Raw genomic sequence first — 23,798 nt, 5'->3', positions numbered from 1 at the left:
CACGTAACATGAGAACTTCGTCGGTGTACTCGTGGTGGGCGACGCGCAGCTGCCGGTCGCACTCGCCCGGACCGGGCAGCACCGCCGCCGGGTCACCGAGACCGGCCGGGGCGCCGAAACCGGCCGGGCCGGTGGTCGCCGGCCGACGTCAGTCGGACAGGCCGAGACGGGCGACGATCCGTTTGCCGACCGGCTCCTGCGCGACGTCGAAGTCCTCCGCCACCGCCCTCACGATCTCCAGGCCGTGCTGGCCCACCCGCGTCGGATCGGGTGCACGCGGCACCGGCAGCATCGGATCGCTGTCCCAGACGACGATCTCCACCGCGGCCCCGGCGATGCGCAGCTGCAGCAGGACCGGCCCGGGGGCGTATCTCAGCGCGTTCGTGACCAGCTCGCTGACCACGAGCTGCGACAGATCCATCGCCCGGGCCGACACGGCCAGGCCGTCCCGGCTCCGCACGCCGCTGAGGAAGTCGCCCGTGAGTCTGCGCGCCCGGGCGATACAACCGTCCTTGCCGTCCAGCGCCACCGTCGTCTCGGCAGGGTTCCCGTCGGGCACGGAAGAACCCTGGTCGGGCGGGACAGCTTCCATCCGGACCGCCTTCACTACCCCGTTCATATCGGCGCGACTACCCGCGAACCCACCCCCTACGCCCCAGCCGCACCATTCACCCGGTCATCGTGCCGCCGCTCGTCCGAAGCGGCATCCGCAGGGCCGCCCGGAACGCCGTCCGCGCCGGACACGGCCCGCGCCCGGCGGGCCGCCGCGAACCCGGCCGACACCGCGAGGACGTCGGCGCCGACCGCAGGACCCGGTGGAGCCAACACGTTCCAGGGCTCCCCTTCTGCCAAGTTCTGTCAGGTACGGCTTCAGTGCTGCACCGGGTGATCGGGATCGGCGTAACAGTGACACGCTTTCGCGCGGAGCCTCCCTCTCGAGCCGGGTCCGGGTTCACTCTGTAACGCTTTTGGCGCCTCGTTCCAAGAACAGGTGTAGCGCTTTTGAAGGAGCCGAGAAGGAGACGCCTGTGGACGACGCGGAACGGTTACGGGGCGGCCCCGCCGCGGCGGTACGTGACCCGCGGCTCTTCGAGGAGTTCTACCGCCGCCACGTGGACGCGGTGACGCGGTTCGTGGCCCGGCGGGTCGACGATCCGCACACCGCGGCCGACCTGACGGCCGAGATCTTCCTCGCCGTCCTGCGCACGGCGCACTCCTACCGGCCGCACCTCGGCAGTGAGACCGCCTGGCTGTTCGGCATCGCCCGCAACGTGGTGTCCGCGGAGCGCCGCCGGGTCGCCCGGGAGACCGAACGCGACCTGCGCTTCTCCGGGCGGCGGCTGCTCGATGCCGACGACATCGTCCGTATGGAGGACCGACTCGACGCGGCGAGCCCGGGGCGGCGCGCCCTGGCCGCGCTGGCACGGCTTCCCGAGGGCGAGCGGGCCGTCATGGAGTTGATCGCGGTGGACGAGCTCACGGTCACGGAGGCGGCGGCCGCACTGGGGATACGCCAGGTCACGGCCCGTGTACGACTGCACCGGGCACGCAAGGCGCTGCGCCGGGAGGCGGAGGCCCAGGCCGCGGAGACGGCTCCGCCCGCCGCACGCACGGCCGCCGCGCAGGCCACGACGCCGGACGCACCACTGCTGTACATCGCGAGGGGGGAAGCATGAGCACGCCGCGGACGTTCGAGGACCGGCTCCTGGACGAGCTCAAGGCGCAGATCGAGCTGCGCGAGACAGGCGAGGTCCGCGGGCCCGGGCCGACCTCGGCCCGACCCGGCGGCGGAACGAGGACGGCCGTGCGCCGGCTCCTCACCCCGCGCCGGATCGCCGTCGTCGCGGCGGCCTGCGCGGTGGCCTGGTTCGGCGCGGCGGCGGTGCCCGGATCGTCGTCCTACTCGACGGCGTACGCGGTGGAGCGCCGCGGAGACGGCACGGTCACGCTCACCGTGAAGGATCAGTCGATCGACGTCGCGGCCCAGCGCGAACTCGCGACGAGGGTGAACCCGTGGGGCATAGAGGTGACCATCGACGTGCTGGCACCGGGCTATGTCTGCGAGCGCAGCGGGTTCACCCCGCTCCCGGTCCGGGCCCTCGACAGGCACGGCAACCGTGTCCCCGTCATACCGGTCAAGGCCGGCTGGGACGTGACGCTGCGCCGGGGCAACGTACTGGCCTTCGAGAACACGGAGGGCATGTCCCGGCCGCGCGCGGTCGAGTTGTACTCCACCAAGAGCCAGGCCGAGCCGTGCGTTCCGACGAAGGTCGCCCTGCCGGACGACTAGCGCCTGCCCCAGCCTGACGAACCCCTCACCCACACAGGATCCGGTCCACGTATGCAACCCCCGCCCCTGGTTCCTCCACGTCCACAGAAGTCACTCTCCGTGACGGAACGATCACTCGACACAGTCCCGTCGGCGCGACTGGGCTGGCTCGACGCGCTGCGCGCCGTCGCGGCTCTCGCCGTGGTCCTCGACCACTCGTCGTACGCGTTCCTGCCGGAACTCCGGCGGGAACTGATGCCGCAGTTCACCGTCGGCCGGTACGGCATCATGCTGTTCTTCCTGGTGAGCGGGTACATCGTCCCCGCGTCACTGGAACGCCGCGGCTGCGTCCGGACGTTCTGGATCGGACGGGCGTTCCGCATGTACCCGCTGTGGGCGGCCGCCGTCACCGCGGTGCTCGTGCTCGACCTCCTGGGCATCGCCGAGCTGCGCGCCGGTCCGGGCCGGGAGAACCTCGCCGCGGTCGCCGTCGCTCACGTCACCCTGCTGCAGGAGCTGCTGGGGACGCCCAGTCTCCTGCTCGTCCTGTGGACCCTCTCCTACGAGATGGCCTTCTACCTGCTGGTCGTCGCGCTCTTCACGGTCCGTCTGCACCGTCGATCGGCGGCGGTCGCCGTCACCCTCGCCGCGCTCGCCGCCGTGAGCGCGGTCGTGAACGCGGCCGCGGGTGGCGCGCTGCCGGTCTCCGCGCTCTCCGGCGCGGTCGGCACCGGCCCGCTGGTCGCGCTCGCCGCGCTCGCCCTGGCGCTCGCCATCGGCTGCGCGAGTGCCGGGACACCCTCGCTCCGGGTGGCCGGCGGCGTGCTGGGCGGGGTGTCGGCGCTCGTCCTGGTCGCTTTCAACGGCACGGTCGCGATGTGGGAGGGCCTGGTGATTCTCGCCGTGATGTTCCTCGGCACCGCGGTCCAGCGGGCCGAGAACGACGGGAGCGGCCGGCGCCGCGTGGCCGGCGCGGCCGCCGTGGTGGTCGTCTGCGCCGTGGGGAGTGCGTACCTGTACGGCGACGGTACCCACTCCACCCGGCGCGGCTGGATCCTGGCGTTCCTGATGGCCGCGCTCACCTTCGGCGCCGGGCTGGCCGCGCGCCACCGGCGTGTACCGCGCCCGCTGACCGCACTGGGAACGATCAGCTACTCGGTCTACCTGGTGCATCCCGTGCTGCTGACGGTGACCGACGGCACGGTGGGCCGGTGGCGGCACGACGTTCCCGCGCTGGAGGCGGCGTTCCTCGCCGTGCTGCTGCCACTGTGCGCACTGACCCATCGGTACGTCGAGGTACCGGGTCAGGCGTGGGGCCGCAGACTGGCACGCCGCGTCCAGCCGGGATCACGCGGAGGCGGTCAGCCGATGTGGTAGCTGTCGCCGTACACCTTCCAGTCCAGGGGCGGGTTCAGGTCGAGGTTGCCGTTGCGCAGGAAGACGCGCTGGGCGGTGTCGACCCGGCTGGTGTCGCTGTGCGCCTCCTCCTGCTTCATGGCCCAGACCCGGGCGTCGAGGAAGGCGTTCAGATACGTCGTCTCGTCGCCGCCCTGGGCCGGGGGCTTCGCCTTGGTCAGCGCGCGCTTGCGGATGTTGCGGAAGCTGGTGGGGTCGGTTCCGTCGCCGTGCATGACGATGGCGTCGTAGTACGCGAACTGGCCGAGGACCCGCAGGCCGTCCGTCTTGCCCTGCCGGACGGCGGGGTTGAAGTAGACGCGGTCGCGCTCGTCGTTCTGGGCCTGCTGGAACGCCGTGTCCTGGGCGGCCTTGCGCCAGTCCTTCGGGTAGTTCGGGTCGAGACCTGAGTGCGAGTCGGTGCCGTCGACCGCGCGCAGGGCGGGCAGGTACTTGGCGAGGACGTTGCCGGGCTTGCGGTCGCTGTAGAGCTGTACGAGGTCGAGCATGTCGTGGGTGCCGGAGCAGAAGCCGATGATGCCGGCGGTGTAGCCGCGGCCGTCGCCGATGTCCTCGATGTACTGGTACTGGGCCTTCCAGTCGAGCGAGGAGTTCTCCGCGCTCGACACCAGCTTCATGGCGATCTCCTTCTTCGCCGGGTCGTCGAGGCTCTTCGCCGTGGGGGCCGCGGTCGCCTGCTGGGCGGCGAGGAGCGGCGCGGCCGCCAGGGCGCCGGTGAGGGCGAGGAAGAGGCGGCGGGAGGTGGGGGCGGAGGTGCGGGTGGAGGTGGGGGCGGGGCCGTCGACCGGCCGGGATATGTGCACCACAGTGGCTCCAGGTGAGGAGTGGGGGGTGGGGTGACTACCGCACTGCAACTGACAGGAAAGTTTCCTATCAGCGCTGGGCGACAGAAGTAACCCATCGAAGCCATGTTCGTACGATCGAACGAATGGCCGCCTCACCTATCGCGTGCACCGGTGCCGCCCACCGGACCCGACCGCTCATCGGAGAGTGGCGGACCCGTTCGTCATCCGCTTCGTCCCGATAAGCTCTGAATTGTGATCAGATCAGCACGGCTCCGGCGCCGCCACCGTTCCTCCGGCGGTCAGCGGCAGGCCGTACTGCTGTCGCCGCTGTTCGTCACCGTCCTCGTCGCGGGACTGGCCTTCGCCACTCCGAGAGAGGTCGCCTTCAGCCGCCTCCTGCCCGCGGCGCCCGCCCTCGCGGCCGCGGTGTGGCCCGTGCTCCCGACGGTCCTGCTGGGAGCGTTCTGCCTTCTGGTCATGATCGGCATCAGCTTCTTCCACTCCGATCTGGGAACGCCGTACACGGCTGCCGCAATCGCGGCGGTCACCTTTGCGGCCGCATACACGAGCCATCTACGGCTCCAGCGCGAGGAGACGCTCTTCCAGGTCCGGCTGGTCGCCGACGCGGCCCAGAAGGTGCTGCTGCGCCCGCTGCCGCACCGCATCCAGGGCATCGAGATCGAGTCGCTGTACCGGGCGGCCCAGGAGCAGGCCCGGATCGGAGGCGACTTCTACGAGGCGGCCGACACACCGTACGGAGTCCGCCTGCTCATCGGCGACGTACGCGGCAAGGGCCTGTCGGCGGTGGGGGCGGCAGCGGCGGTGATCAACTGCTTCAGAGAGAACGCGTACGACCAGCCCGACCTGAAGGGCCTGATCCATCGCCTGCAGATCACCATGACCCGCTACAGCGCCGCGATCCCCGCCGACGATCAGCAGGAGCACTTCGCCACCGCCCTGATCACCGAGATCCCCTACGGCGGCAGGCACGTCAAGGTCCTCAACTGCGGGCACCCGCCACCGGTGTTCGTACAGAGCGGCGAGGTCCACGTTCTCGAGCCCACCCGGCCCTCCACACCGCTCAATCTCGCGGCGCTCCTCGGAGACCACTACCACGTGGACACCGTCGCTTTCGTCCCCGGCGATCAGATGCTGCTCTACACCGACGGCGTAACGGAAACCCGCGATCGCAACGGCAAATTCTTCCCGTTGCCCGACTGGATGCGCCTGCACCGCGCGGCACCGCCCCGGGAGCTGCTCACCCAGCTCCACCGGGATCTGCTCCGCTACGCCGGCGGACGACTCGACGACGACATCGCGGCCCTCGCCGTACGCTGCCGGCACGGCTCGGCTCCGGAGCACTAGCCGGCTGTCGCACTCGGGCGTCGCGTGTCGCACCCGGGCGTCGCGGACTTCCGGCCGCGCGGTGCGCCGCTGGCGGCCCCGGGCGGGCTGCGCGGTGCGGTGTTCCGGAACGCTCGTCAGCCGATCCGCCAGGGACGGAGCTTCTCGGGGTTGCGCACCGCCCAGATGTGCCTGATCCGGTCGCCCGCGATCTCGAACGCGAACACGGTCGCGATGTCGCCGTCCTGCTGCGACACCAAGCCGGGCAGGCCGTTGACCGTGCACTCCAGGAACGTCGTGCGGTCGCCCGCCACCCGGGAGATCTCGGCATAGGCATGTGCGATCCGCTCACCGCCCACGATCGGGTGCAGATGGGTGACGGCCAGTCCGCCGCCGTCGGCGGTCGCGGTGGCGTCGGGGTCGAGCAGACCGATCAGGGCGTCGATGTCCTTGGCCTCCCACGCCGTCCTGAACTGCCTGACGATGCCGGCCTGCCCGGCGCTCGGACCCGCCGGGGTCCGCGCGGCGCGGAGGCGACGGCGGGCGGAGGAGGCCAGTTGGCGGCACGCCGCCGGAGTGCGGCCGACGATCTCGGCGACCTCGCCGAACGGATAGCGGAAGACGTCGTGCAGGACGAACGCGACCCGCTCGGCCGGGGTCATCGCGTCGAGGACGACCAGGAAGGCCATCGTCACCGACTCGTCGAGGGTGACCCGATCGACCGGGTCGGTCCCGCCGCCGGAGCGCCCGCCGATCCACTCCGTGGGCTCGGGCAGCGGTTCCGGGATCCAGTCGCCCACGTACGTCTCCCGCCTGGCCCGCGCCGAGCCGAACAGGTTCAGGCAGATGCGGCTGGCGACCGTCACCAGCCAGGCGCCGGGCGACTCGATGGCCTGCTGCTCCCGTGGGGACATGGCGTACCAGCGGGCGTAGGTCTCCTGCACCACGTCCTCGGCGTCGGCGAGGGACCCGAGGAGCCGATAGGCCAGATTGATCAGCCGACGCCGCTCGCTCATGATCGCGCCTGGGCCCGGATCGCTCTGCTCGTCGTCGGGCTCGGCTCTGGTGGTCATGGTCCTGCCGTCTCCCTCGCTCGCTGCTGTGGCTCTACCCGTTACGACAGAACAGCGCACCGGAATGTGAGGCCGACGCGCCACCTCACATTTCGCGGGGCCGCGTTGTCCTACCGGTGAGGACGACAACCCGACGGAGAGGAACCTCGGATGAACGACTTCCAGGCCATCGCGGACCGCGTCGAGATCGAGGCACTGCGCGGCGAGTTCACCGACGCGGTGATGATGCGCGACCGGCCCCGCCTGGCATCGCTGTTCACACCGGACGGCGCCCTGCGCATGCCCGACATCCCCGCCGAGCAGGTCGGCCGCGAGGAGATCCGCGCCGGGGGCGAGCGGCTGCAGAAGCTGTGGGACTTCTTCGTACAGACCACACACCCCGGCACGATCCTGCTCGACGGCGACAGCGCGACCGGCCGCGCCTACATCCAGGAGCTCGTGCGCACCCTCGACGGGTACCAGGGTCTGAACTACGCGGTCTACCACGACCGCTACCGGCGCACCGCGGAGGGCTGGAAGTTCGCCGAGCGGGCGTACGAGGTCAGGTACCTCGACACCTCCCCGCTGGCGGGGACGGCGCCCCACTCGGCGCAGGGCTCCGGGACCGACCGGGCGGACGACACGGCCGCCCCGGCTCCGGCCGCGTCCTTCGCCGACCCGGCGTCGGCGGAGCAACTGGAGCGGGTGGCCGCAGCGCTGCGTGCCCACGGCTTCGCCGCCGAGATCCTCGACGACGCCGCCGCCGCACGCAGCCGCGTCAAGGAACTGATCCCCGAGGGCGCCGGTGTGTTCACCGGGGCCAGCGAGACCCTCCGGCTGTCCGGCATCGACGAGGACATCAACGCCGGCGGCCGGTACGACGCCATCAGGCCGCGCGTCCTGGCCATCGACCGTGCCACCGGCGCCGACGAGATCCGACGGCTGGTCGCCAGTCCCGACTTCGTCGTCAACAGCGTCGCGGCGGTCACCGAGACCGGCTCGCTCGTCCTCGCCTCGGGCAGCGGCAGCCAGTTCCCCGCCAACGCGGGCGGCGCCGCCCACGCGGTCTGGATCGTCGGCGCACAGAAGGTGGTGCCCGACCTGGGCACCGCGCTGCGCCGCGTCGAGGAGCACGCCCTCCCGCTGGAGAACGCCCGCGCCCTGGCCGCGTACGGCGTGCCCAGCGCCGTCAACCACCTGCTCATCGTCAACGCGGAATCCCGCCCGGGACGCTGCACCGTGCTCCTTCTCCGCGAGGCCATCGGCTACTGAGAGGGCCCGGGGGCGTGTCGGGCGGAAAGGTACGCTGCCGACGTGATCCTTCCGACGGTCGACGAGGTACGCGCGCTGCACGAGCGGTACGCGCCGTCGCACGAGGCCCTGGACCTCGTCCTCACCCACTGCGAGATCGTCAGCGGCATCGCCGAGCAACTGGTGGCACGGTCGGACCTGCCCGTCGACGCCGACCTCGTCCGTGTCGGCGCCCTGCTCCACGACATCGGCGTCTACCGGCTCTACGACCGGGCCGGCAGGCTCGATCACCGCACCTACATCCGTCATGGCGTGCTCGGCCACGAGATCCTCCACGCGGAGGGGTACCCGGAGCGCCTGCGCCGGTTCTGCTCCTGCCACACGGGAGTCGGTCTCACCCGGCACGACATCCGCGTCCAGGGGCTCGCCCTCCCCGAGGCCGACTATCTGGCCGAGACCGTCGAAGAGCAACTGGTCATGTACGCGGACAAGTTCCACAGCAAGACGACTCCCCCCACGTTCCTCACCGCCGACTCCTACGCCACGCACGTGGAGAGGTTCGGCGCGGACAAGGTGCACGCGTTCGGCCTGCTGCGTGCCCGGTTCGGCGAACCCGACCTGACGTCGGCCAGGGCGCGCTACGGGCACGCGCAGGCTTGAGGCCGCCGCCGGCGCTGAACGCGCGGGGGAACGGCCGAGGGCTAGAGCAGTTGGAGCACCTGAGCGGCCAGGAACCCGAGCAGGCCGACGTGGAAGAGGACCAGGCAGATCCACTGCGGCACGGACATGTGCCAGGACGCCGCCTTGAGGATCTCCCACTCGCTCACCGCGAAGGCGGCCAGCACCAGGGCGAGCACCTCCCACACCACGTGCCACCAGCCCGAAGGGGTCGCCCCCGTGGTGGCGTCCATGGCGGCCGGGATGCGCGTGACGCGCCCCAGCACGACAAGGCCGATGAGCAGCTTGTGCCAGCCGTGACGGACCGTCGGCGTGGCGGTCATCACCCGGGAGGCGGGTGCGGATCCTGTAGACATTCGCACATTTGATCACCCTCCCGAGATGGAAGCCATCCTTCCGCCCGCCCCGGCCCAGGCGACCCGCCCTCTCCCCGCTCTTCGCGGAATCCCTTTACGGGGGTGTCATGTCCCTGTAACTTCCGTCCGCAAGTCCTTTCAGGAAGTTGCCGGTTGCTCTTTCATGGCGACTCCCTCCATCCGCTGCCCGTACCGGGAGAGGCCATGAGGCGCGCACCGAGAACATCCCGTGGACACAGGCCACCACGCCCACTCGCCGCCGCCGTGGCCGCGGCCGGTCTGGTCGGACTGCTCGCGGGTCCGTCCGGATCCGACCCCGTCCCCCTGCGGACGACCGCCGCGAGCGCGAACACGGCGACCGTCTTCTACTACACGAAGACGAAGAACTGGTCCGCCACCTACCTGCACTACGCCCCCGACGGCGGCGCCTGGACCACCGTCCCCGGCGTACTCATGGAGGCCGCCTGCACCGACTGGGTGAAGCGGACCGTCGACCTCGGCTCGGCCGCGGGCCTCCAGGCCACCTTCAACAACGGCGGCGGCACCTGGGACAACAACGGCGGCGGCAACTACGCACTGGGCACCGGGACCGTGACCGTCAAGGACGGAGTGATCGCCCACAGCGATCCGTGCGCCGGCACGGAGACGGGGGACGGCAACGAAGCCACCGTCTACTACTCGACCGCCACCTCCGGATGGACCACCGCCAACATCCACTACGCGCCCGCCGGCGGCTCCTGGACGACGGCCCCGGGCGTCGGTATGGAGACCGCCTGCACGGGCTGGTGGAAGAAGACCCTCGACATCGGCACGGCGACGTCGCTCAAGGCCGCCTTCAACAACGGCAACGGCGTCTGGGACAACAACAACAGCGCGGACTACACGATCCCGCTCGGCACCACGACCGTGAAGGACCGGACGGTCACCTCCGGCGCGGCGAACCCCTGCGCGGCCGAGGTACCCGACACGGAGCCGCCGACCGCCCCGGCCGAGGTCACGGCGAGCGCCACCGACACGTCCGTGGTGGTGAGCTGGGCCGCGGCCACCGACAACAAGGGCGTGACGAAGTACCAGGTCACCCGCACCGGGGGCACCTCGGGAACGGTGGTCACCGATGTCGGCTCGACGGTGCTCTCCGACACGGGACTCGAGGAGAAGACCACCTACACGTACACGGTGAAGGCGGTCGACGCGGCCGGGAACACCTCGGCCGCCTCCGCCGCGGCGACCGCGACGACCGGCGAACGCGCGCCCGCTCCGGCGAACGGCACCCCACTGGGCACCGACCCGCGCAAGGACCCCATCTACTTCGTGCTCACCGCCCGCTTCTACGACGGCGACACCGCGAACGACCGTGGCGGCAGCCAGCACGTCAAGTCCGGGAACGCGGCCAACGACGACCCCATGTTCCGCGGCGACTTCAAGGGGCTGGTCGAGAAACTCGACTACATCAAGGCACTCGGTTTCTCGGCGGTCTGGATCACGCCCGTGGTCCTCAACCGCTCGGACTACGACTACCACGGCTATCACGGCTACGACTTCTACAAGGTGGACCCCCGCCTGGAGTCCGCCGGCGCCTCCTACCAGGACCTGATCAACGCCGCCCACGCCAAGGGCATGAAGATCTACCAGGACGTGGTCTACAACCACAGCTCACGCTGGGGCGCCAAGGGACTGTTCACGCCGACCGTGTACGGGGTCCGCGACTCCCAGTGGAGCTGGTACTACGACGAGAAGGCCGAGGGCTTCGAGTACGACGGCCTGACCGTCGAGTCCAAGTCCGGGAAGTCGTACTACAACGGCGACCTGTGGTCGACGGCCGAACCGACCGGCAACACCTGCGTCAACTGGGGCACACCGACCGGCGGCAAGAGCTCCGAGGGCTACACGCTCTACAACTGCCAGTGGCCGAGCCCCACTTCGGGCATGTTCCCGAAGGCGTACTACCACCAGTGCTGGATCGGCAACTGGGAGGGCGAGGACGCCCGTTCCTGCTGGCTGCACGAGGACCTCGCCGACTTCAACACCGAGTCGACGCCCGTACAGAACTACCTGATCGGCGCGTACGACAAGTACATCGACATGGGCGTCGACGGATTCCGGATCGACACGGCCGTCCACATCCCGCGCGTCACCTGGAACCGCCGCTTCCTGCCCGCGATATACGACCGGGTGACACAGAAGTTCGGCGCGGACGCGGCGAGCAACTTCCTCGTCTTCGGCGAGGTGGGCGCGTTCGTCAACGACAAGTGGAACCGCGGGTCCGTGAACCACTCGGCGCAGTTCTTCACCTGGAAGGAGCGCAAGGAGTACAGCGCGGACGACGCGACGGCGGCCATCGAGCAGTTCAACTACGAGAACAACCTCGGCACCGCCGACCAGCCGACGTCCACCAACGCCTTCCTGAGCGGCAACAGCTACCACACCCCCGACCACAGCCGGTTCAGCGGCATGAACATCATCGACATGCGCATGCACATGAACTTCGGCGACGCGCAGAACGCCTTCAGCAACGGCAAGGACTCCGACGACAGCGTCAACGACGCCACCTACAACGTGGTCTACGTGGACAGCCACGACTACGGGCCGAACAAGTCGAGCACGCGCTACAGCGGCGGCACCGCCGCCTGGGCCGAGAACATGTCCCTCATGTGGACCTTCCGCGGCATCCCGACGCTGTACTACGGCTCGGAGATCGAGTTCCAGAAGGGCAAGCAGATCGACTGCGGGCCGAGCTGCCCGCTGGCGTCCACCGGGCGCGCGTACTTCGGCGACCACCTGGCCGGTTCCGTCACCGCCTCGGACTTCGGCACGGTCGCGAGTGCGAGCGGCACGGTCGCCACCACCCTGGCCCAGCCGCTGGTCAAGCACCTGCAACGGCTGAACCAGATCCGCCGGGCGGTGCCGGCCCTGCAGACGGGCCAGTACTCGACCGACGGGATCAGCGGCGGGATGGCCTTCAAACGCCGCTACACCGGCGGCGGCACGGACAGCTTCGCGCTGGTCACGGTCACCGGCGGGGCGACCTTCACCGGCATCCCGAACGGCACGTACACGGACGCCGTCACGGGTGACGTGAAGAGCGTCTCGAACGGCACCCTGTCGGTGGCCGCCCCCGGCCAGGGCAACCTGCGGGTGTACGTACTGAACGGGCCCGGGAAGATCGGCGCCGACGGGCCCTATCTGAAGTAGCGCCGCTGCGGGACCAGGGGCTGGTTCACGGGGCGCCCGGCGCGTCGCCCCGCCAGTCGAAACGGCGGTCGTCGCCGGCACGTCGTCCGTACAGGGCGCGGCCGCCGGGCCCGTAGCGGCCTATCTCCGTGATCAGCGCCACCTCGCGCAGCTCGTGCCCGTTCCGGTCCGTGACGTCCAGCAACAATCCGTCCAACGGGCCGCCCACGAGTTGCGCGTACGCGCGCTCCGGGCGGGGTCCCGCGTCGTCGTGATCGGCGCCGTACACCCGGCCCCGCAAGAACTCAGCCTCGTCCATGACCAGCAGCTTGTCATCCACCACTGACAACGGCCCGTTGAGCACTCTTCGGCCAAGGCCATGGCGGAAAAGCGGCATCCGGGCGCGATTCCCGGCCCGGCCGGGTATCCACCCCCTACGCATCGTTGTGTATGGGGTGGGGGGGGGCCGGCCCTGATGGCACGCAGGCGGGAACGGGCGCGGACCGGCGAGTCGGCGCGGGCCCGGCGTCGACGGACCGTGCGCGAGCTGCGCGCGTCCGGCCGCTACGGACCGAGGCTGCGCGAGGTGCTGCCCGCCCTCGCCGTCTCGGTCGTCGTCGTGGGCGCCGCGCTCGGGGGGCTCGCGCTGGTCTACCGCGCGTTCGGCGGCCCGGCCTGCGCGCTGTCGGTCGCGCCGCTCGTGGTGGTCGCCGCCGTCCTGCGCCGCCGGGACCGGCGGCCCGCCCGGCGGCGGGGCGGCTACTACACCGCCCAGGAGCTGGCGGACCTGGACATGCCCGAGCTGGTGCTCGCCGTGGCCCGGATGCTCCGCCGGGACGGCTGGCGGGTGCTGCCGCCCCCTCGGCACGACACCCACCATCTCGCCGCCCGCGACGGCCGCGGACGGCTGCTCGACGTGTCGTTCCGTCCCGTGGCCGAGCCGCTGCCCGACGAGGAGTCGGCCTGTTCCTGCCGGACGCGGCTGCGGGTTCGGCCGAAGGCCGGTCCCCCGCTGCGGCTCGTCGTGCACCGGGGCACGTTCACCCACCGGGACGAGGTGTGGGCCTCGCGCGAACCCCACACGTACCTGATCGACGGTCCCCGCCTTCAACTGTGGGCGCACGGAACGCACCTGACCCAGCTCGCGGGCGGGATCGCACCCTCCCCCCGGCCCGCGTGATCCCTGTCCGCCGCTCGGCCGTGCCGGGCGGTCGCTCCTCTCAGGCGCCTCGCTCCGCCCCGGCGGAGTGGTGTGCGGCGCTCGCCGAGCCGGCCCGTTCGTCGGGTGCGCCCGGCTCGGCCTCGGCGGCGGGCGTGGGACGCGTCGGCGCGGCCGGTGTACGGCCCCCCGTCACCAGGCGTACGAGGAGGTGCGCGCGTCCCGCGGCCACGGGGCCGAGCACGGCCAGCACGAGGACGTACCCGGCGATGAACGGGGCGAGCCGGTCGTCGAGCCCCGCGCTCGCGGCCATGGCGGCGAGGATCAGCGCGAACTCGCCGCGGGCCAGGAGCGTGGCGGCGATGTTCGCGGCGGGCTCGGGACCATAGCCGTAGAGACGGGCCACGATCAGTCCCGCTGCCACGTTCATGACGATGGTCAGAGTGGCCGCGACGGCGACCGGGACGAGGACGGCCGAGAAGTCGCCGGGGTCGATGGCCAGTCCGAACGCGAAGAAGAAGATCGCGGCGAAGGCGTCCCGCAGCGGATGCACCAGCCGGCGGATCCGCGCGGCCGAGGGGGTCTGGGCGAGGATCAGGCCGACCATGAACGCGCCGATGGCGTCGGCGACCCCCAGGAGTTCGGACACTCCGGCGACGAGTACGGCGGCGCCCAGGAAGCTGATGACGAGGAGTTCGTCGTCGCGTACATGGATGAGCCGGCCGATCAGCCGCGTGCCGTAGCGGGCGGTGGCGGCCAGGACCAGCAGGAACCCGAACGCCTTCGACACCTGGAACAGCACCTCGGCGGCACCGTGCGCGCCGCCGATGACGGGCTGGAGGGCGGCGAGGTACAGGGCGAGGAAGACGTCCTCCACCACGATGACGCCGAGGATCAGGCGGGTCTCCGGGCGGCCGAGACGGCCCAGGTCGATGAGGATCTTGGTGACGATGGCCGAGGAGGAGATCCCCAGGACACCGGCGAGAACGAGCGCCTCCCGGGTGCCCCAGCCCAGCGCGAGGCCGAAGCCGAGTCCGGCGCCGACGTTCAGCAGCAGGTAGCTTCCGCCGGCGAGGGCCAGGCGTCTGCCGCCGGTCTTCAGGTCGTCGAGGTGGAACTCGAGGCCCAGGTAGAACAGCAGCAGCACCAGGCCGAGTGCCGACAGCATCTCGAAGTCGTGGGCGTCCTCGACCAGGACGAAGCCCGGGGTGTGCGGTCCGAGCAGCATGCCCGCGAGGGTGAACAGGGGGATGGTCGGCAGGCCGATGCGGTTGCCGAGGCGGGCGAGGAAGGCCGCGGCGAGGAAGGCGCCGCCCATGGCCAGCAGGGTGTCAGCGTGTCCCATGCGTCACCTCCCTTCCGGGGAGGGGGAGTCGGGCTCGTTGCACGGCACGGGAGTGGATGGGCTGTTCTCCTTCACGGGTCGTCACGGGGGGACGGACGCGCCGCAGGCCTCGGTCGGTCCGCCTGGGCGCTGCCCGGCGTTCCGGGCCTTCTCCACGATCGCGTGCCGGCGGGGGTCGGCGCCATCGGGGTCAACACCCATTTGTCCCCGAGCGGATGACCCCGCCCGCACGCGCCGCCGCCCGGGTCTGGGAAGACCCGGGCGGCGGTGTCGAGCGGTCTGCGGTCAGCTGGTGAACCGCTCAGGAAGCGAACCGGTCACGAAGCGAACCGGTCGCAGAGCGACTCGTCAGGGGGTGAGCTGCCAGCGCTGGATGTACCCCACGTCGATCGACGCGCGGTCCTGGACCCGCAGCTTCCATGTACCGGTGAGGGGCTGGGCCGAGGCGTCGATCGTGAAGGTCTGGTCGACGTTGTCGGCGGAGCCGCCGGTGCGGTTGAGAAGGGAGTAGACGGTGCCGTTGGGGCCGACGAGGTCGACGGTCAGGTCACCGCGGTAGGTGTGGACGATGTTGACGTAGACCGAGGTGGTGGCGGAGGCGTTGCCGTCGCGGCCCGCGATGGTGATCGGGGACTCCACGGCGGCGCCGTTGTCGGGGATGTCGACGCGGGTGGCGGTGGCGTAGATGTACGCGATCCGCCAGGTGAAGGTGTCCGTGACGGACGCGCCGGTGCTGTCGGTGACCGTGACGGCGACGTCGCTGGTGCCGAGGGTGGTCGGCGTCCCGGAGATCAGGCCGCTCGCGCCGAGGGTCAGGCCGTCGGGCAGGCCGGTGGCCTCATAGGTCAGGCCCGCACCGGTGTTGGTGGTGTACGCGTCCACCTGAAGGCTGACGGCCTGGCCGACGCCGCTGGTCTGGTCGGCGACCGGGGCGACGTTGACGCCGAGGGCTATGCGGCTGCCGACGTTGATGGCGGCCCAGGCGTCGGCGACGGCGAGGTAGGTGGGGCTGTAGGCGCCGAACAGGTCGGCCGACGCCTGGAGGGTGGCGGTGCGGGCGCCCGCGTAGTTGGTCGACGAGGTCATGTACGTCGTCAGCGCCCGGTACCAGACGGCGGCGGCGTTCTCGATGCCGATGCCGGTGACGGCCTGGCCGTCGTAGGTCGGGCTGTCGTAGGCGACGCCGTTGACGGTCTTGGCGCCGCTGCCCTCGGAGAGCAGGTAGAAGAAGTGGTTCGCCGGGCCCGACGAGTAGTGGACGTCGACGCTGCCCAGGGTGGAGCTCCAGCTGTCGCGGGAGGAGCCGTCCTTGGAGGGCTTGTCCATGTAACGCAGCGGGGTGCCGTTGCCGTTGATGTCGATCTTCTCGCCGACGAGGTAGTCGCCGGGGTCGGCGGCGAGGTCCGAGTGGAACTCGACGGCGGCGGCGAAGATGTCGGAGGTGGCCTCGTTGAGACCGCCGGACTCGCCGGAGTAGGTCAGGTTGGCGGTGGCGGCGGTGACGCCGTGGCTCATCTCGTGCGCGGCCACGTCGAGGGAGGTCAGCGGGTGGGTGTTGCCCGAGCCGTCGCCGTAGGTCATGCAGAAGCAGCTGTCCTGCCAGAAGGCGTTGACGTAGCTGCTGCCGTAGTGGGCCCGGCTGTAGGCCGCGACACCGTCGTTGCGGATGCCGTTGCGGCCGTACACGTCCTTGTAGTAGTCCCAGGTGGCGGCGGCGCCGAAGGCCACGTCGACACCGGCGGTCTGACGGTTGGACGGCAGGCCGGTGCCCCAGACATCGTTGTCGTCCGTGAAGAGGGTGCCGGTACCGGAGGTGCCCTGGTTCAGGTCGTACGTCTTGTGCCCGGCGCGGTCGCCGTCGGTGAGCTGGTACGTCGATCCCGACAGCGTGCTGCCGACGGGAACCGTGCCGACGTACTGGCCGGTTCCGGTGCCGGTGTGCACCTTCTCGGCGGCGAGGATCTCCTTGCCCGTGGTCGCGTCGGTGACCACCTGGAGTTCGCTGGGCGTGCCGTCCTGCTGGACGCCTTCGACGACGGTCTCCCAGGCCAGGACGGGCTTGGCGGCGCCGGCCCAGACGACGAGGCGGGGCGCTCGCTCGGTCGCGGCGCCGGTGACGTCCGCGCTCGCCGCGGCGGCGAGAGCCCTGCCGCCGGCACCGGTCGCGGAGAGCTTCGGGCTGAGGGACGGCAGCGAGAGCGTCGCGCCGCTCGCCCTGGACACGGTGGTGCGGCCGCTCTTGAGGTGCACGACCAGGTCACCGCCGAGGACGGGCAGTCCGGCGTAGGTGCGCTCGTAGCGGGTGTGCGTGGTGCCGTCGGCGTCCTGGACGACGTCCCTGACGACGAGCTTCTCCTGCGCGCCGAGGGCGAGCCGCTGGGCCGTGGCGCCGGCCGTGGTCTGCGCGCTCTTGATCAGCGAGGCCCGGCGGGCCGGGGACAGGGCCGTCGCCGCCGCACCGGCGCGCGGCGTGGCGGTGATCTTGGCGGGGCCGGGGTCGGCGGGCGCCGCGCCGGCGGTACCGGCGGGGGCTCCCAGGGCCAGCAGGGTCCCGATGGTCGTCAGGGCGAGGACGGTGGCGCGTCTGCGCCGGGGAACGGGGTGGTGTCGCCGGGGCAACGGGTTCTCCTTCTGTGCGACGGTCGGCCCGTGGTGGGGGCCGAAGTGGGGGCGGACCGACGGGATGGGGCCGGTCCGGTGCGCTGCACGACAGGCGGGTGGAAGGAGGTGGGGGGTGAGTGGGGGATGCCCCGCATGATGCGGGTGTGAAGGAACGGTGAACTTCGGCAGCAGCGTGGCACTGCGTGCACAGGTTTGTCATGGGAATGCCAAAACAACGGCTGGAAATGACCATGCCGGACTGGGGATCCGCCCTGCTCGGCGCACGTTTTCAGCCGCGGGAGCGACCTCCCTTCCCGAAAGGGTGAATACGGGGACCCTGACGGCGTGTCGCGGCACGCCGGGCAGCACCCTGCGAGTTCAGGTGGCGACGGGAGTCGGCGGCGACGACGGGGGGCGCGGTGGAAGAGCAGCGGCGAGGGCCGGTTTCGTTACGGGAGCGGATGCGCTACCGGTTCGACAACACGCTGGCCCGCAGCACCGGGAGGCTGGTCGGATGGCTGGCCGTGACCTGCCTGGGCATCGTCGTTCCGGCGAGTGCGCTGCTGGTGTGGACGGACCCCTCCTCGCCCCGTTCGCTGTCCGGCCGGCTGACCGCGGTGTGGCGGGTGAGCGCGGAGACCCTGCGGCTGGGCGCGGTGACCGGCGCCCCGCTGCGGATGCTGCTGTCCGTGCTGCTCGGCCTGATGGCGCTGCTGTACGTGTCGACCCTGATCGGCGTGATCACCACCGGCCTCACCGACCGCCTCACCGAACTGCGCCGAGGCCGCTCCACCGTGGTGGAGACGGGCCACTCGGTGGTGCTCGGCTGGTCGGATCAGGTGTTCACGGTGGTCGGCGAGCTGGTCGCGGCGCGCGCGGATCAGCGCTGGAGCGCGGTCGTGGTGCTCGCCGACCGGGACAAGACGGAGATGGAGGAGGCGCTCGCGACCGCGCTCGGACCCACCGGCACCACCCGGCTGATCTGCCGCAGCGGCTCCACGGCCGACCCCGACGCGCTGGGGCTGGTCAGTCCGGGATCCGCGCACGCGGTGCTCGTCCTGCCCGCCGCGCAGGCCGCCGGGGACGCCGAGACGGTACGGACCCTGCTGGCCCTGCGTGCCGTCCTCGGCGAGCACGCGGGGCCGCCCGTGGTCGCCTGTGTACGGGACGAGCGGTACCGGACCGCGGCCCGGCTGGCCGCGGGTCCACGGGGCATCGTGCTGGAGTCCGACCGGACGGCGGCCGGGCTGATCGCCCACTGCGCTCTCCACCCGGGCCTGACACCCGTACTGCGCGAGCTCCTCGACTTCGCGGGCGACGAGTTCTACCTCGCCGCCGCACCGGAACTCGCGGGACGGCGTTTCGGTGACGTCCTGCTCGACTGCGCGACGGCCGCCGTGGCCGGGCTGGTGCGGGCCGACGGCACTCCCCTGCTCAACCCGCCGCCGCAGACCGTCCTCGCGCCGGGCGACCGCCTCGTGGTCGTGGCACCGGACGAGGACACCGCGCGGTGGGAGGACGGCCGGGACCTCGTGGAACCGTCGGCGCTGGCCGAGCACGGCGCCGGTGCGGTCGAGCCGTCGCGTTTCCTGCTGCTGGGCTGGAACCGCCGGGCGCCGCATCTGGTCGACCAGCTGAGCCGCTGCGCGCGGCCCGGCTCGGTCCTGCACATCGTCACCGACCCGGCGGAGCAGGCGCCGCCGGCAGCGCCGCTGTCGATGCCGCTGCCGGAACCGCGCAGGGATTCCCCGCTCGACGACGGGCTCGCCGTGACCTTCGGGACCGCCGATGCGACCGACCCCTCGTCCCTGCGCGGTCTCGACCCCGGCTCCTACGACCGGATCATCGTGCTCGGGCCGGACACCGGGGCCGACGCCGACCGGCCGGACCACCGCACGCTGATCGTCCTGCTGATTCTGCGGTCGCTGGCGCAGGAGGCCGGGCGCGCCGTACCCGTGGTCGCGGAGCTCGCCGACGAACGCAACCGGGTCCTGGCCCCGCTCGGACCGGGTTCCGAGGCGGTCGTCGGCGGACAGCTGACAGGGCTGCTCATGGCCCAGGTGTCGCAGAACGGACACCTGGCCAAGGTGTTCGAGGAACTGTTCGCCGCCGGTGGCAGCGCGCTCCGGCTTCGCCCGGCACACCACTATGTGCGTGCGGACCGTCCCGCGTCCTTCGCCACGGTCGTGGCGGCGGCGCGCGACCGGAGCGAGTGCGCGATCGGCTACCGCTGTCACGACCCCGCCGCGGCGTCCGCCGGCCACGAGGTCCGGCTCAATCCCGCCAAGGCCGGCAGCCGGGTCTGGAGCCGCGCGGACGAGATCGTCGTGGTCGTGACGGACGGCGCGGCCGAGGGGCGCGCCGGTGGGGCGGGAGGGAGCCCCGTGGCGCGGGCGGACGTCTCCTAGCGCCGTCCGCCCCGGGCGTCGCCGCGCACCGCGGCTCTGGGCCGTTCGAGTGGTCCCCTTCCGCTCGCCGTCGTAGCGTCGGTAGTGCACTTCATCCGGGCGCGGACACAGGCGGCTCCCGGTTCGGTCGGGCGGGAGCGGACATGCGACACACGACGAGAACAGCGGTCATGCTCGGCGCGGCGCTGGGCCTCACGGCGACCGTCGGCTCGGCCTCGGCCGTGCCGGCCGCGTCCGCGCCCACCGCGCGCCCGGCCGCGGTGCGGCAGGCCTCGCCGCCCGTCCTGGTCGACTGCCTCTGGCACGCCAAGGTACGGCCCGGCGACTTCATCCTCGCGTGCGGCGACGGCAACAGCCGTCTTGTCTCGCTGCACTGGGACAGCTGGGGCTCGAACTCTGCGCGGGCCACCGGGGTCAATGTCGTCAACGACTGCGATCCGTACTGCGCGGCGGGCGCCTTCCACCCGTACGCCGTCGTCGTGAAGCTGGACCGGCCGCAGCCCTGGAAGAAGAACCCGCAGGTGCAGCACTACAGCCGGATCACCCTCACCTACCTCGGGGACAGGCCTGAGCAGTTCGGACGGGTGGTGACGTACCCGCTCTGGAACTGAGCGCCTGCTCCAGGGCCCGGTGTTCCTGCCCTCACGCGCCGGTTCCCGCTGTGTCCCACCCGCCTGACATGATCGAGGCATGACACGGACTCGGCCACGGTACGGGCTCGGCGCCCCGGTTCTGCTCGCCCTGCTCTTCCTCACCGCCGCCTGCGCCGATCCGTCGAGCGACCCCAGGGCGTCCGGCTCGCCCTCCGATTCACCCTCCGGCTCGGCGCAGGCGAAGGGCTTCTGCCCGCCGCCCGAGGACACCCGGGCGTCGCCGTCTCCGTGCATCAGCTACGGCTGGGACCAGCGGGTCGCCGAGAACCACGCGTACCGTGAGGCCCAGCCCATCACCGCCGAGCAGGAGCGGGAAGCGCGGCCCCGGGCGACCGCGCTGGCCGCGGCTCTCCAGGAACTCGCGGCCAAGGGGACCACCGCGGACGGACTGCGGACGGCCGCCGCCGAGGCGCTCGGTCTGGAGACCCGGCAGATCGAGGTACAGGGCAACTTCCTCGCGCCCCTGCGCGACTTGCTCGTCGGGGGTGGCGAGGGCCGGGTGTGCGTCAACGGGAGCGTCGACGCCGACGGTCACGCGAGTGCGGAGGTCGTCGGGCGTACCGTCGAGGGGACGTGTCTGCCCGGGCTGGGCGGGCACTGACGTACGGCGGCCCGGGGACCGTCAGGCCATCAGGCCGGCCGCGACCGTCGCGCCCAGTTCCCAGCAGGCCGCCACGTCCGCCTTGCCGGGTTCGCCGGTGACGGTGACCGGCTCGGCCGCGCGCCGCCAGCCCAGGCCCGTGGTGACGGTCTCGATCCCGCGCACCGCGCCGGTGACGTCGTTCCCGCCGTGCACGTAGTAGCCGAACGGCCGGCCGCGGGTGGTGTCGAGGCACGGGTAGTACACCTGGTCGAAGAAGTGCTTGAGCGCGCCGGACATGTAGCCGAGGTTGGCGGGCGTGCCCAGCAGGTAGGCGTCGGCGGCCAGGACGTCGGAGGCGGTCGCGGCGAGGGCGGCCCGGCGTTCGACACGGACGCCCTCGATCTCCGGCGCCGTCGCGCCCGACACGACGGCTTCGAAGAGCGCCTGGCAGTTGGGGGAGGGAGTGTGATGGACGATCAGCAAAGTGGCCACGGCACGGAACCCTGCCCGCTCCCCCGGCCCGGCCGCAAACGACGCCGCGCGGTCGGACGGCGGGCGCGGGGGAACCCGCCGCATGGCACCCTGACATGACGGGTACTCGGGAACAGGTACTCAGGGACATGACACACGAAGACATCGCGCGCAGGGAGACAAAGGTGCTCACTCGGAGTTCGGTGATGGTGTGCACGGCCGTGGCGCTGGCGCTGGCCGGCTGCTCGCCGGGGGACGACGGCAAGGCCGCGGAGCCGACGGACGAGACCGTCGTCACGGCGACCGTCTCCGACGCTCCCCCGTCGCCCGCATCGCCCTCCCTCTCCCCCACCTCGCCGCCCTCCGCCGCCTCCTCCGGTGCCTCCGCCTCCCCCTCCGCGTCGGTTCCGGCGTCGGCGAGCCCGACGCCGGTACCCGTCACCGGTCCGGACCAGAAGCTGGTGACCATGACCGTCAGCGGTGGCTTCGCCGGGGTGAACCGGGAGGTGGTCCTCCGGGGCGACGGCACGGTCCGGACCACCGACAGCGGCGAGTCCGCGGTGCGCCGCACCACCACGGCCCAGTTCACGACGCTGCGGACACTGCTGGGGGATCCGGCGCTCGCCGATGTCCCCGCCTTCGCGATCGACATGGGGTCGGCCGACAAGTTCCAGTACACGCTTCAGTTCGACGGCCGTACGGTCATGACGGACCGCTCCGCCGACGAGCCCGCGCTCGACCGTCTCATCGGCGCCCTGGAGAAGTGGCTGCCCACGAACTGATCGCGGGCGCGCCGACACCCCGGCGTATGTGACAGATGCGTTCCCAACCCTTGACGGCCGTCTTATGACTGCGTAGACATGACAGCGCAGACATGACTGCGCAGTCAGGCGGACGACGTCTGGCATCATCGTTCGCACGTGCGGCCACCGGGAGACACCATGACGCGAGGAACAGGGCGGGGCAAAGCCTCCGCGGCACCGCGCAGCGTGGACGTGGCCCGCCTGGCCGGCGTCTCGCAGAAGACGGTTTCCCGGGTCTTCAACGACGAGCAGTACGTCTCCGCCGATGTGCGCCGGCGCGTCCTCGAAGCCGCCGACGAGCTCGGCTACCGGCGCAACAACGCCGCCCGGGCACTGGCCTCCGGACGGACCCGCTCGATCGGCGTGGTGACGCTGGGCACCGCCCTGTACGGCCCGGCCTCACTGCTCATGGGAGTCGAGCGGGCCCTGCGGGACACGGGGTACACGCTCCGCGTGGTCAACACGATGGAGGGTGACCCGGCGGGTATCGCCGGGGCCGTGGACTCGCTCCTCGACCAGGGGGTGGACGGCATCGTCATCTCCGAGCCGATCGACGAACGGGGAGCCGACGGCGAGGCCCCCCTCCGTGTCGACGTGCCGGTCCTCGTCCTCGGCGCGCCGTCCCCCGTCGGCGCTCCCACGGTCCTGACCGCGGGCGACGGAGCCGACCTGATGGCCCGCGCCGCGACCGAACACCTGCTGGACCTCGGGCACACGACGGTCCACCACCTCGCGGGACCCCAGCGCTGGTACGCCGCCCGGGACCGGCTGGAGGGCTGGCGGACCACGCTGGCCGCTCACGGCAGGGACGTGCCGCCGGTCGTCGAGGGCGACTGGTCGGCGGCGTCCGGATACGCCGCCGGCCGGGAGCTGGCCGCGGACACCGCCGTCACCGCCGTGTTCGCCGCCAACGACGACATGGCGATCGGCCTGATCCGCGCGCTGACCGAAGCGGGACGGCGGGTGCCCCAGGACGTGAGCGTCGTCGGTTTCGACGACGTTCCGGTCGCCGCCTATGTGACTCCTCCGCTGACCACGGTGCCGCAGCTCTTCGACGCCGTGGCGCAGGAGGGACTCAAGCGCCTCGTGCACACCATCGAGAACCCGGAAGCGGATCCGCTGCCGGCGAGCGACCCACCGGTCGACCTCGTCGTCCGGTCCTCGACCGCGCCCCCGCCGAACCGGACGACCCCGGCTCGCGGGCGACGCACCGCCGCACCTTCGCGCGCGGCCGCCCCTTCGCGCACCGCCGCCTCTTCGCGGGCGTCCGCGCCCACTCCGCGACCGGCGAACGGAGGCCCCTCGACACCGCACTGAGCAGCACGAACCGACCCGGCCGACCACCCTCCTGGCCGCGCGCGTGACCCGTAGCCGAGCCGCTGTACCGTCCGCGCCCTTCGCCACCGGCCCGTTGCCGGAGCCGCACCGGGCCCGCCGCTGATCGCGGCGGACC

21 protein-coding genes are annotated in these 23,798 nt (G+C 71.7%); 13 read left to right on the top strand and 8 right to left on the bottom strand.

Annotated features, from left to right (window positions below; genetic code table 11):
- Window positions 1–148 precede the first annotated feature (148 nt).
- Window positions 149–592 carry an ATP-binding protein gene (locus ABT070_RS38660; RefSeq protein WP_351767598.1) on the bottom strand — a complete coding sequence of 148 codons (444 nt, stop codon included), beginning with the start codon at window positions 590–592 and terminating at the stop codon, window positions 149–151.
- Window positions 593–1,028: 436 nt separating this feature from the next.
- On the opposite strand from ABT070_RS38660, the gene ABT070_RS38655 reads away from it, so the two are divergent.
- Genes ABT070_RS38655 through ABT070_RS38645 form a run of 3 tightly spaced genes read left to right on the top strand, consistent with a single transcriptional unit; the run spans window position 1,029 to window position 3,646 of the window.
- Window positions 1,029–1,676, top strand: a complete 648-nt coding sequence (locus tag ABT070_RS38655) for an RNA polymerase sigma factor (RefSeq protein ID WP_351767597.1) — start codon at window positions 1,029–1,031, stop codon at window positions 1,674–1,676.
- Window positions 1,673–2,290, top strand: coding sequence for a hypothetical protein (locus ABT070_RS38650; protein WP_351767596.1), 618 nt, complete (start codon window positions 1,673–1,675; stop codon window positions 2,288–2,290). The genes ABT070_RS38655 and ABT070_RS38650 overlap by 4 nt, the downstream gene beginning before the upstream one ends.
- Before the next feature lie 51 nt (window positions 2,291–2,341).
- Window positions 2,342–3,646, top strand: a complete 1,305-nt coding sequence (locus ABT070_RS38645) for an acyltransferase family protein (RefSeq protein ID WP_451102429.1) — start codon at window positions 2,342–2,344, stop codon at window positions 3,644–3,646.
- On the opposite strand, the gene ABT070_RS38640 is transcribed toward ABT070_RS38645, so the two are convergent.
- On the bottom strand, window positions 3,631–4,482 hold the full coding sequence (locus ABT070_RS38640) for a chitosanase (protein ID WP_351767605.1): 852 nt from the start codon (window positions 4,480–4,482) through the stop codon (window positions 3,631–3,633). The genes ABT070_RS38645 and ABT070_RS38640 overlap by 16 nt on opposite strands.
- A 240-nt stretch (window positions 4,483–4,722) precedes the next feature.
- Here ABT070_RS38640 and ABT070_RS38635 point away from each other — a divergent pair, with 240 nt between their 5' ends.
- Window positions 4,723–5,835 carry a PP2C family protein-serine/threonine phosphatase gene (locus ABT070_RS38635; RefSeq protein ID WP_451102431.1) on the top strand — a complete coding sequence of 371 codons (1,113 nt, stop codon included), beginning with the start codon at window positions 4,723–4,725 and terminating at the stop codon, window positions 5,833–5,835.
- Window positions 5,836–5,951: 116 nt separating this feature from the next.
- Here the strand turns inward: ABT070_RS38635 and sigJ are convergent, their stop codons facing one another.
- Window positions 5,952–6,887, bottom strand: coding sequence for an RNA polymerase sigma factor SigJ (gene sigJ, locus ABT070_RS38630; protein ID WP_351767593.1), 936 nt, complete (start codon window positions 6,885–6,887; stop codon window positions 5,952–5,954).
- A 150-nt stretch (window positions 6,888–7,037) separates the two neighbouring features.
- Here sigJ and ABT070_RS38625 point away from each other — a divergent pair, with 150 nt between their 5' ends.
- Together ABT070_RS38625 and ABT070_RS38620 are read left to right on the top strand one after the other, a co-directional pair.
- Window positions 7,038–8,138: an LUD domain-containing protein gene (locus ABT070_RS38625; RefSeq protein WP_351767592.1), complete on the top strand. Its 1,101-nt coding sequence runs from the start codon at window positions 7,038–7,040 to the stop codon at window positions 8,136–8,138.
- A gap of 42 nt (window positions 8,139–8,180) precedes the next feature.
- The gene (locus tag ABT070_RS38620; RefSeq protein ID WP_351767591.1) at window positions 8,181–8,777 is read left to right on the top strand and encodes an HDIG domain-containing metalloprotein; all 597 of its coding nucleotides are present in this window, start codon (window positions 8,181–8,183) and stop codon (window positions 8,775–8,777) included.
- A 41-nt stretch (window positions 8,778–8,818) separates the two neighbouring features.
- Here ABT070_RS38620 and ABT070_RS38615 read toward each other — a convergent pair whose 3' ends face one another.
- Window positions 8,819–9,151, bottom strand: a complete 333-nt coding sequence (locus ABT070_RS38615) for a hypothetical protein (protein WP_351767590.1) — start codon at window positions 9,149–9,151, stop codon at window positions 8,819–8,821.
- Window positions 9,152–9,355: 204 nt separating this feature from the next.
- Here ABT070_RS38615 and ABT070_RS38610 point away from each other — a divergent pair, with 204 nt between their 5' ends.
- Window positions 9,356–12,343: a carbohydrate binding domain-containing protein gene (locus ABT070_RS38610; RefSeq protein WP_351767589.1), complete on the top strand. Its 2,988-nt coding sequence runs from the start codon at window positions 9,356–9,358 to the stop codon at window positions 12,341–12,343.
- Window positions 12,344–12,368: 25 nt separating this feature from the next.
- Here the strand turns inward: ABT070_RS38610 and ABT070_RS38605 are convergent, their stop codons facing one another.
- Complete coding sequence (locus ABT070_RS38605) at window positions 12,369–12,641, bottom strand: hypothetical protein (RefSeq protein ID WP_351767588.1); 273 nt, start codon at window positions 12,639–12,641, stop codon at window positions 12,369–12,371.
- A 156-nt stretch (window positions 12,642–12,797) separates the two neighbouring features.
- On the opposite strand from ABT070_RS38605, the gene ABT070_RS38600 reads away from it, so the two are divergent.
- Window positions 12,798–13,502 (top strand): hypothetical protein, encoded by a 705-nt coding sequence (locus ABT070_RS38600; RefSeq protein WP_351767587.1) that lies wholly within the window; start codon window positions 12,798–12,800, stop codon window positions 13,500–13,502.
- A 40-nt stretch (window positions 13,503–13,542) separates the two neighbouring features.
- Here ABT070_RS38600 and ABT070_RS38595 read toward each other — a convergent pair whose 3' ends face one another.
- The gene (locus ABT070_RS38595) at window positions 13,543–14,826 is read right to left on the bottom strand and encodes a cation:proton antiporter (protein ID WP_351767586.1); all 1,284 of its coding nucleotides are present in this window, start codon (window positions 14,824–14,826) and stop codon (window positions 13,543–13,545) included.
- 348 nt (window positions 14,827–15,174) lie between these two features.
- Window positions 15,175–17,445 carry a M4 family metallopeptidase gene (locus ABT070_RS38590; RefSeq protein WP_351767585.1) on the bottom strand — a complete coding sequence of 757 codons (2,271 nt, stop codon included), beginning with the start codon at window positions 17,443–17,445 and terminating at the stop codon, window positions 15,175–15,177.
- A 443-nt stretch (window positions 17,446–17,888) separates the two neighbouring features.
- Between ABT070_RS38590 and ABT070_RS38585 the strand changes: the two genes are divergently transcribed.
- From ABT070_RS38585 to ABT070_RS38575, 3 genes are all read left to right on the top strand, one after another.
- Complete coding sequence (locus tag ABT070_RS38585) at window positions 17,889–19,835, top strand: CASTOR/POLLUX-related putative ion channel (RefSeq protein WP_351767584.1); 1,947 nt, start codon at window positions 17,889–17,891, stop codon at window positions 19,833–19,835.
- Between the two features lie 143 nt (window positions 19,836–19,978).
- Window positions 19,979–20,446 carry a hypothetical protein gene (locus tag ABT070_RS38580; protein WP_351767583.1) on the top strand — a complete coding sequence of 156 codons (468 nt, stop codon included), beginning with the start codon at window positions 19,979–19,981 and terminating at the stop codon, window positions 20,444–20,446.
- Window positions 20,447–20,525: 79 nt separating this feature from the next.
- The gene (locus tag ABT070_RS38575) at window positions 20,526–21,089 is read left to right on the top strand and encodes a precorrin-3B C(17)-methyltransferase (protein WP_351767582.1); all 564 of its coding nucleotides are present in this window, start codon (window positions 20,526–20,528) and stop codon (window positions 21,087–21,089) included.
- Between the two features lie 21 nt (window positions 21,090–21,110).
- On the opposite strand, the gene ABT070_RS38570 is transcribed toward ABT070_RS38575, so the two are convergent.
- Entirely contained in the window at window positions 21,111–21,563 is a 453-nt protein-coding gene (locus ABT070_RS38570; protein ID WP_351767581.1) for a flavodoxin family protein, read from the bottom strand.
- A gap of 128 nt (window positions 21,564–21,691) precedes the next feature.
- Between ABT070_RS38570 and ABT070_RS38565 the strand changes: the two genes are divergently transcribed.
- Entirely contained in the window at window positions 21,692–22,324 is a 633-nt protein-coding gene (locus ABT070_RS38565; RefSeq protein WP_351767580.1) for a hypothetical protein, read from the top strand.
- A gap of 159 nt (window positions 22,325–22,483) precedes the next feature.
- Window positions 22,484–23,662, top strand: a complete 1,179-nt coding sequence (locus ABT070_RS38560; protein WP_351767579.1) for a LacI family DNA-binding transcriptional regulator — start codon at window positions 22,484–22,486, stop codon at window positions 23,660–23,662.
- Window positions 23,663–23,798 lie beyond the last annotated feature (136 nt).

The sequence above is a fragment of the Streptomyces sp. NPDC002884 genome (genome assembly GCF_040295245.1).
In the GTDB taxonomy this organism is placed as follows: Bacteria; Actinomycetota; Actinomycetes; order Streptomycetales; family Streptomycetaceae; genus Streptomyces.
Note: the sequence above shows the minus strand (reverse complement) of the source record. Positions and strands in the feature narration are given on the sequence as shown.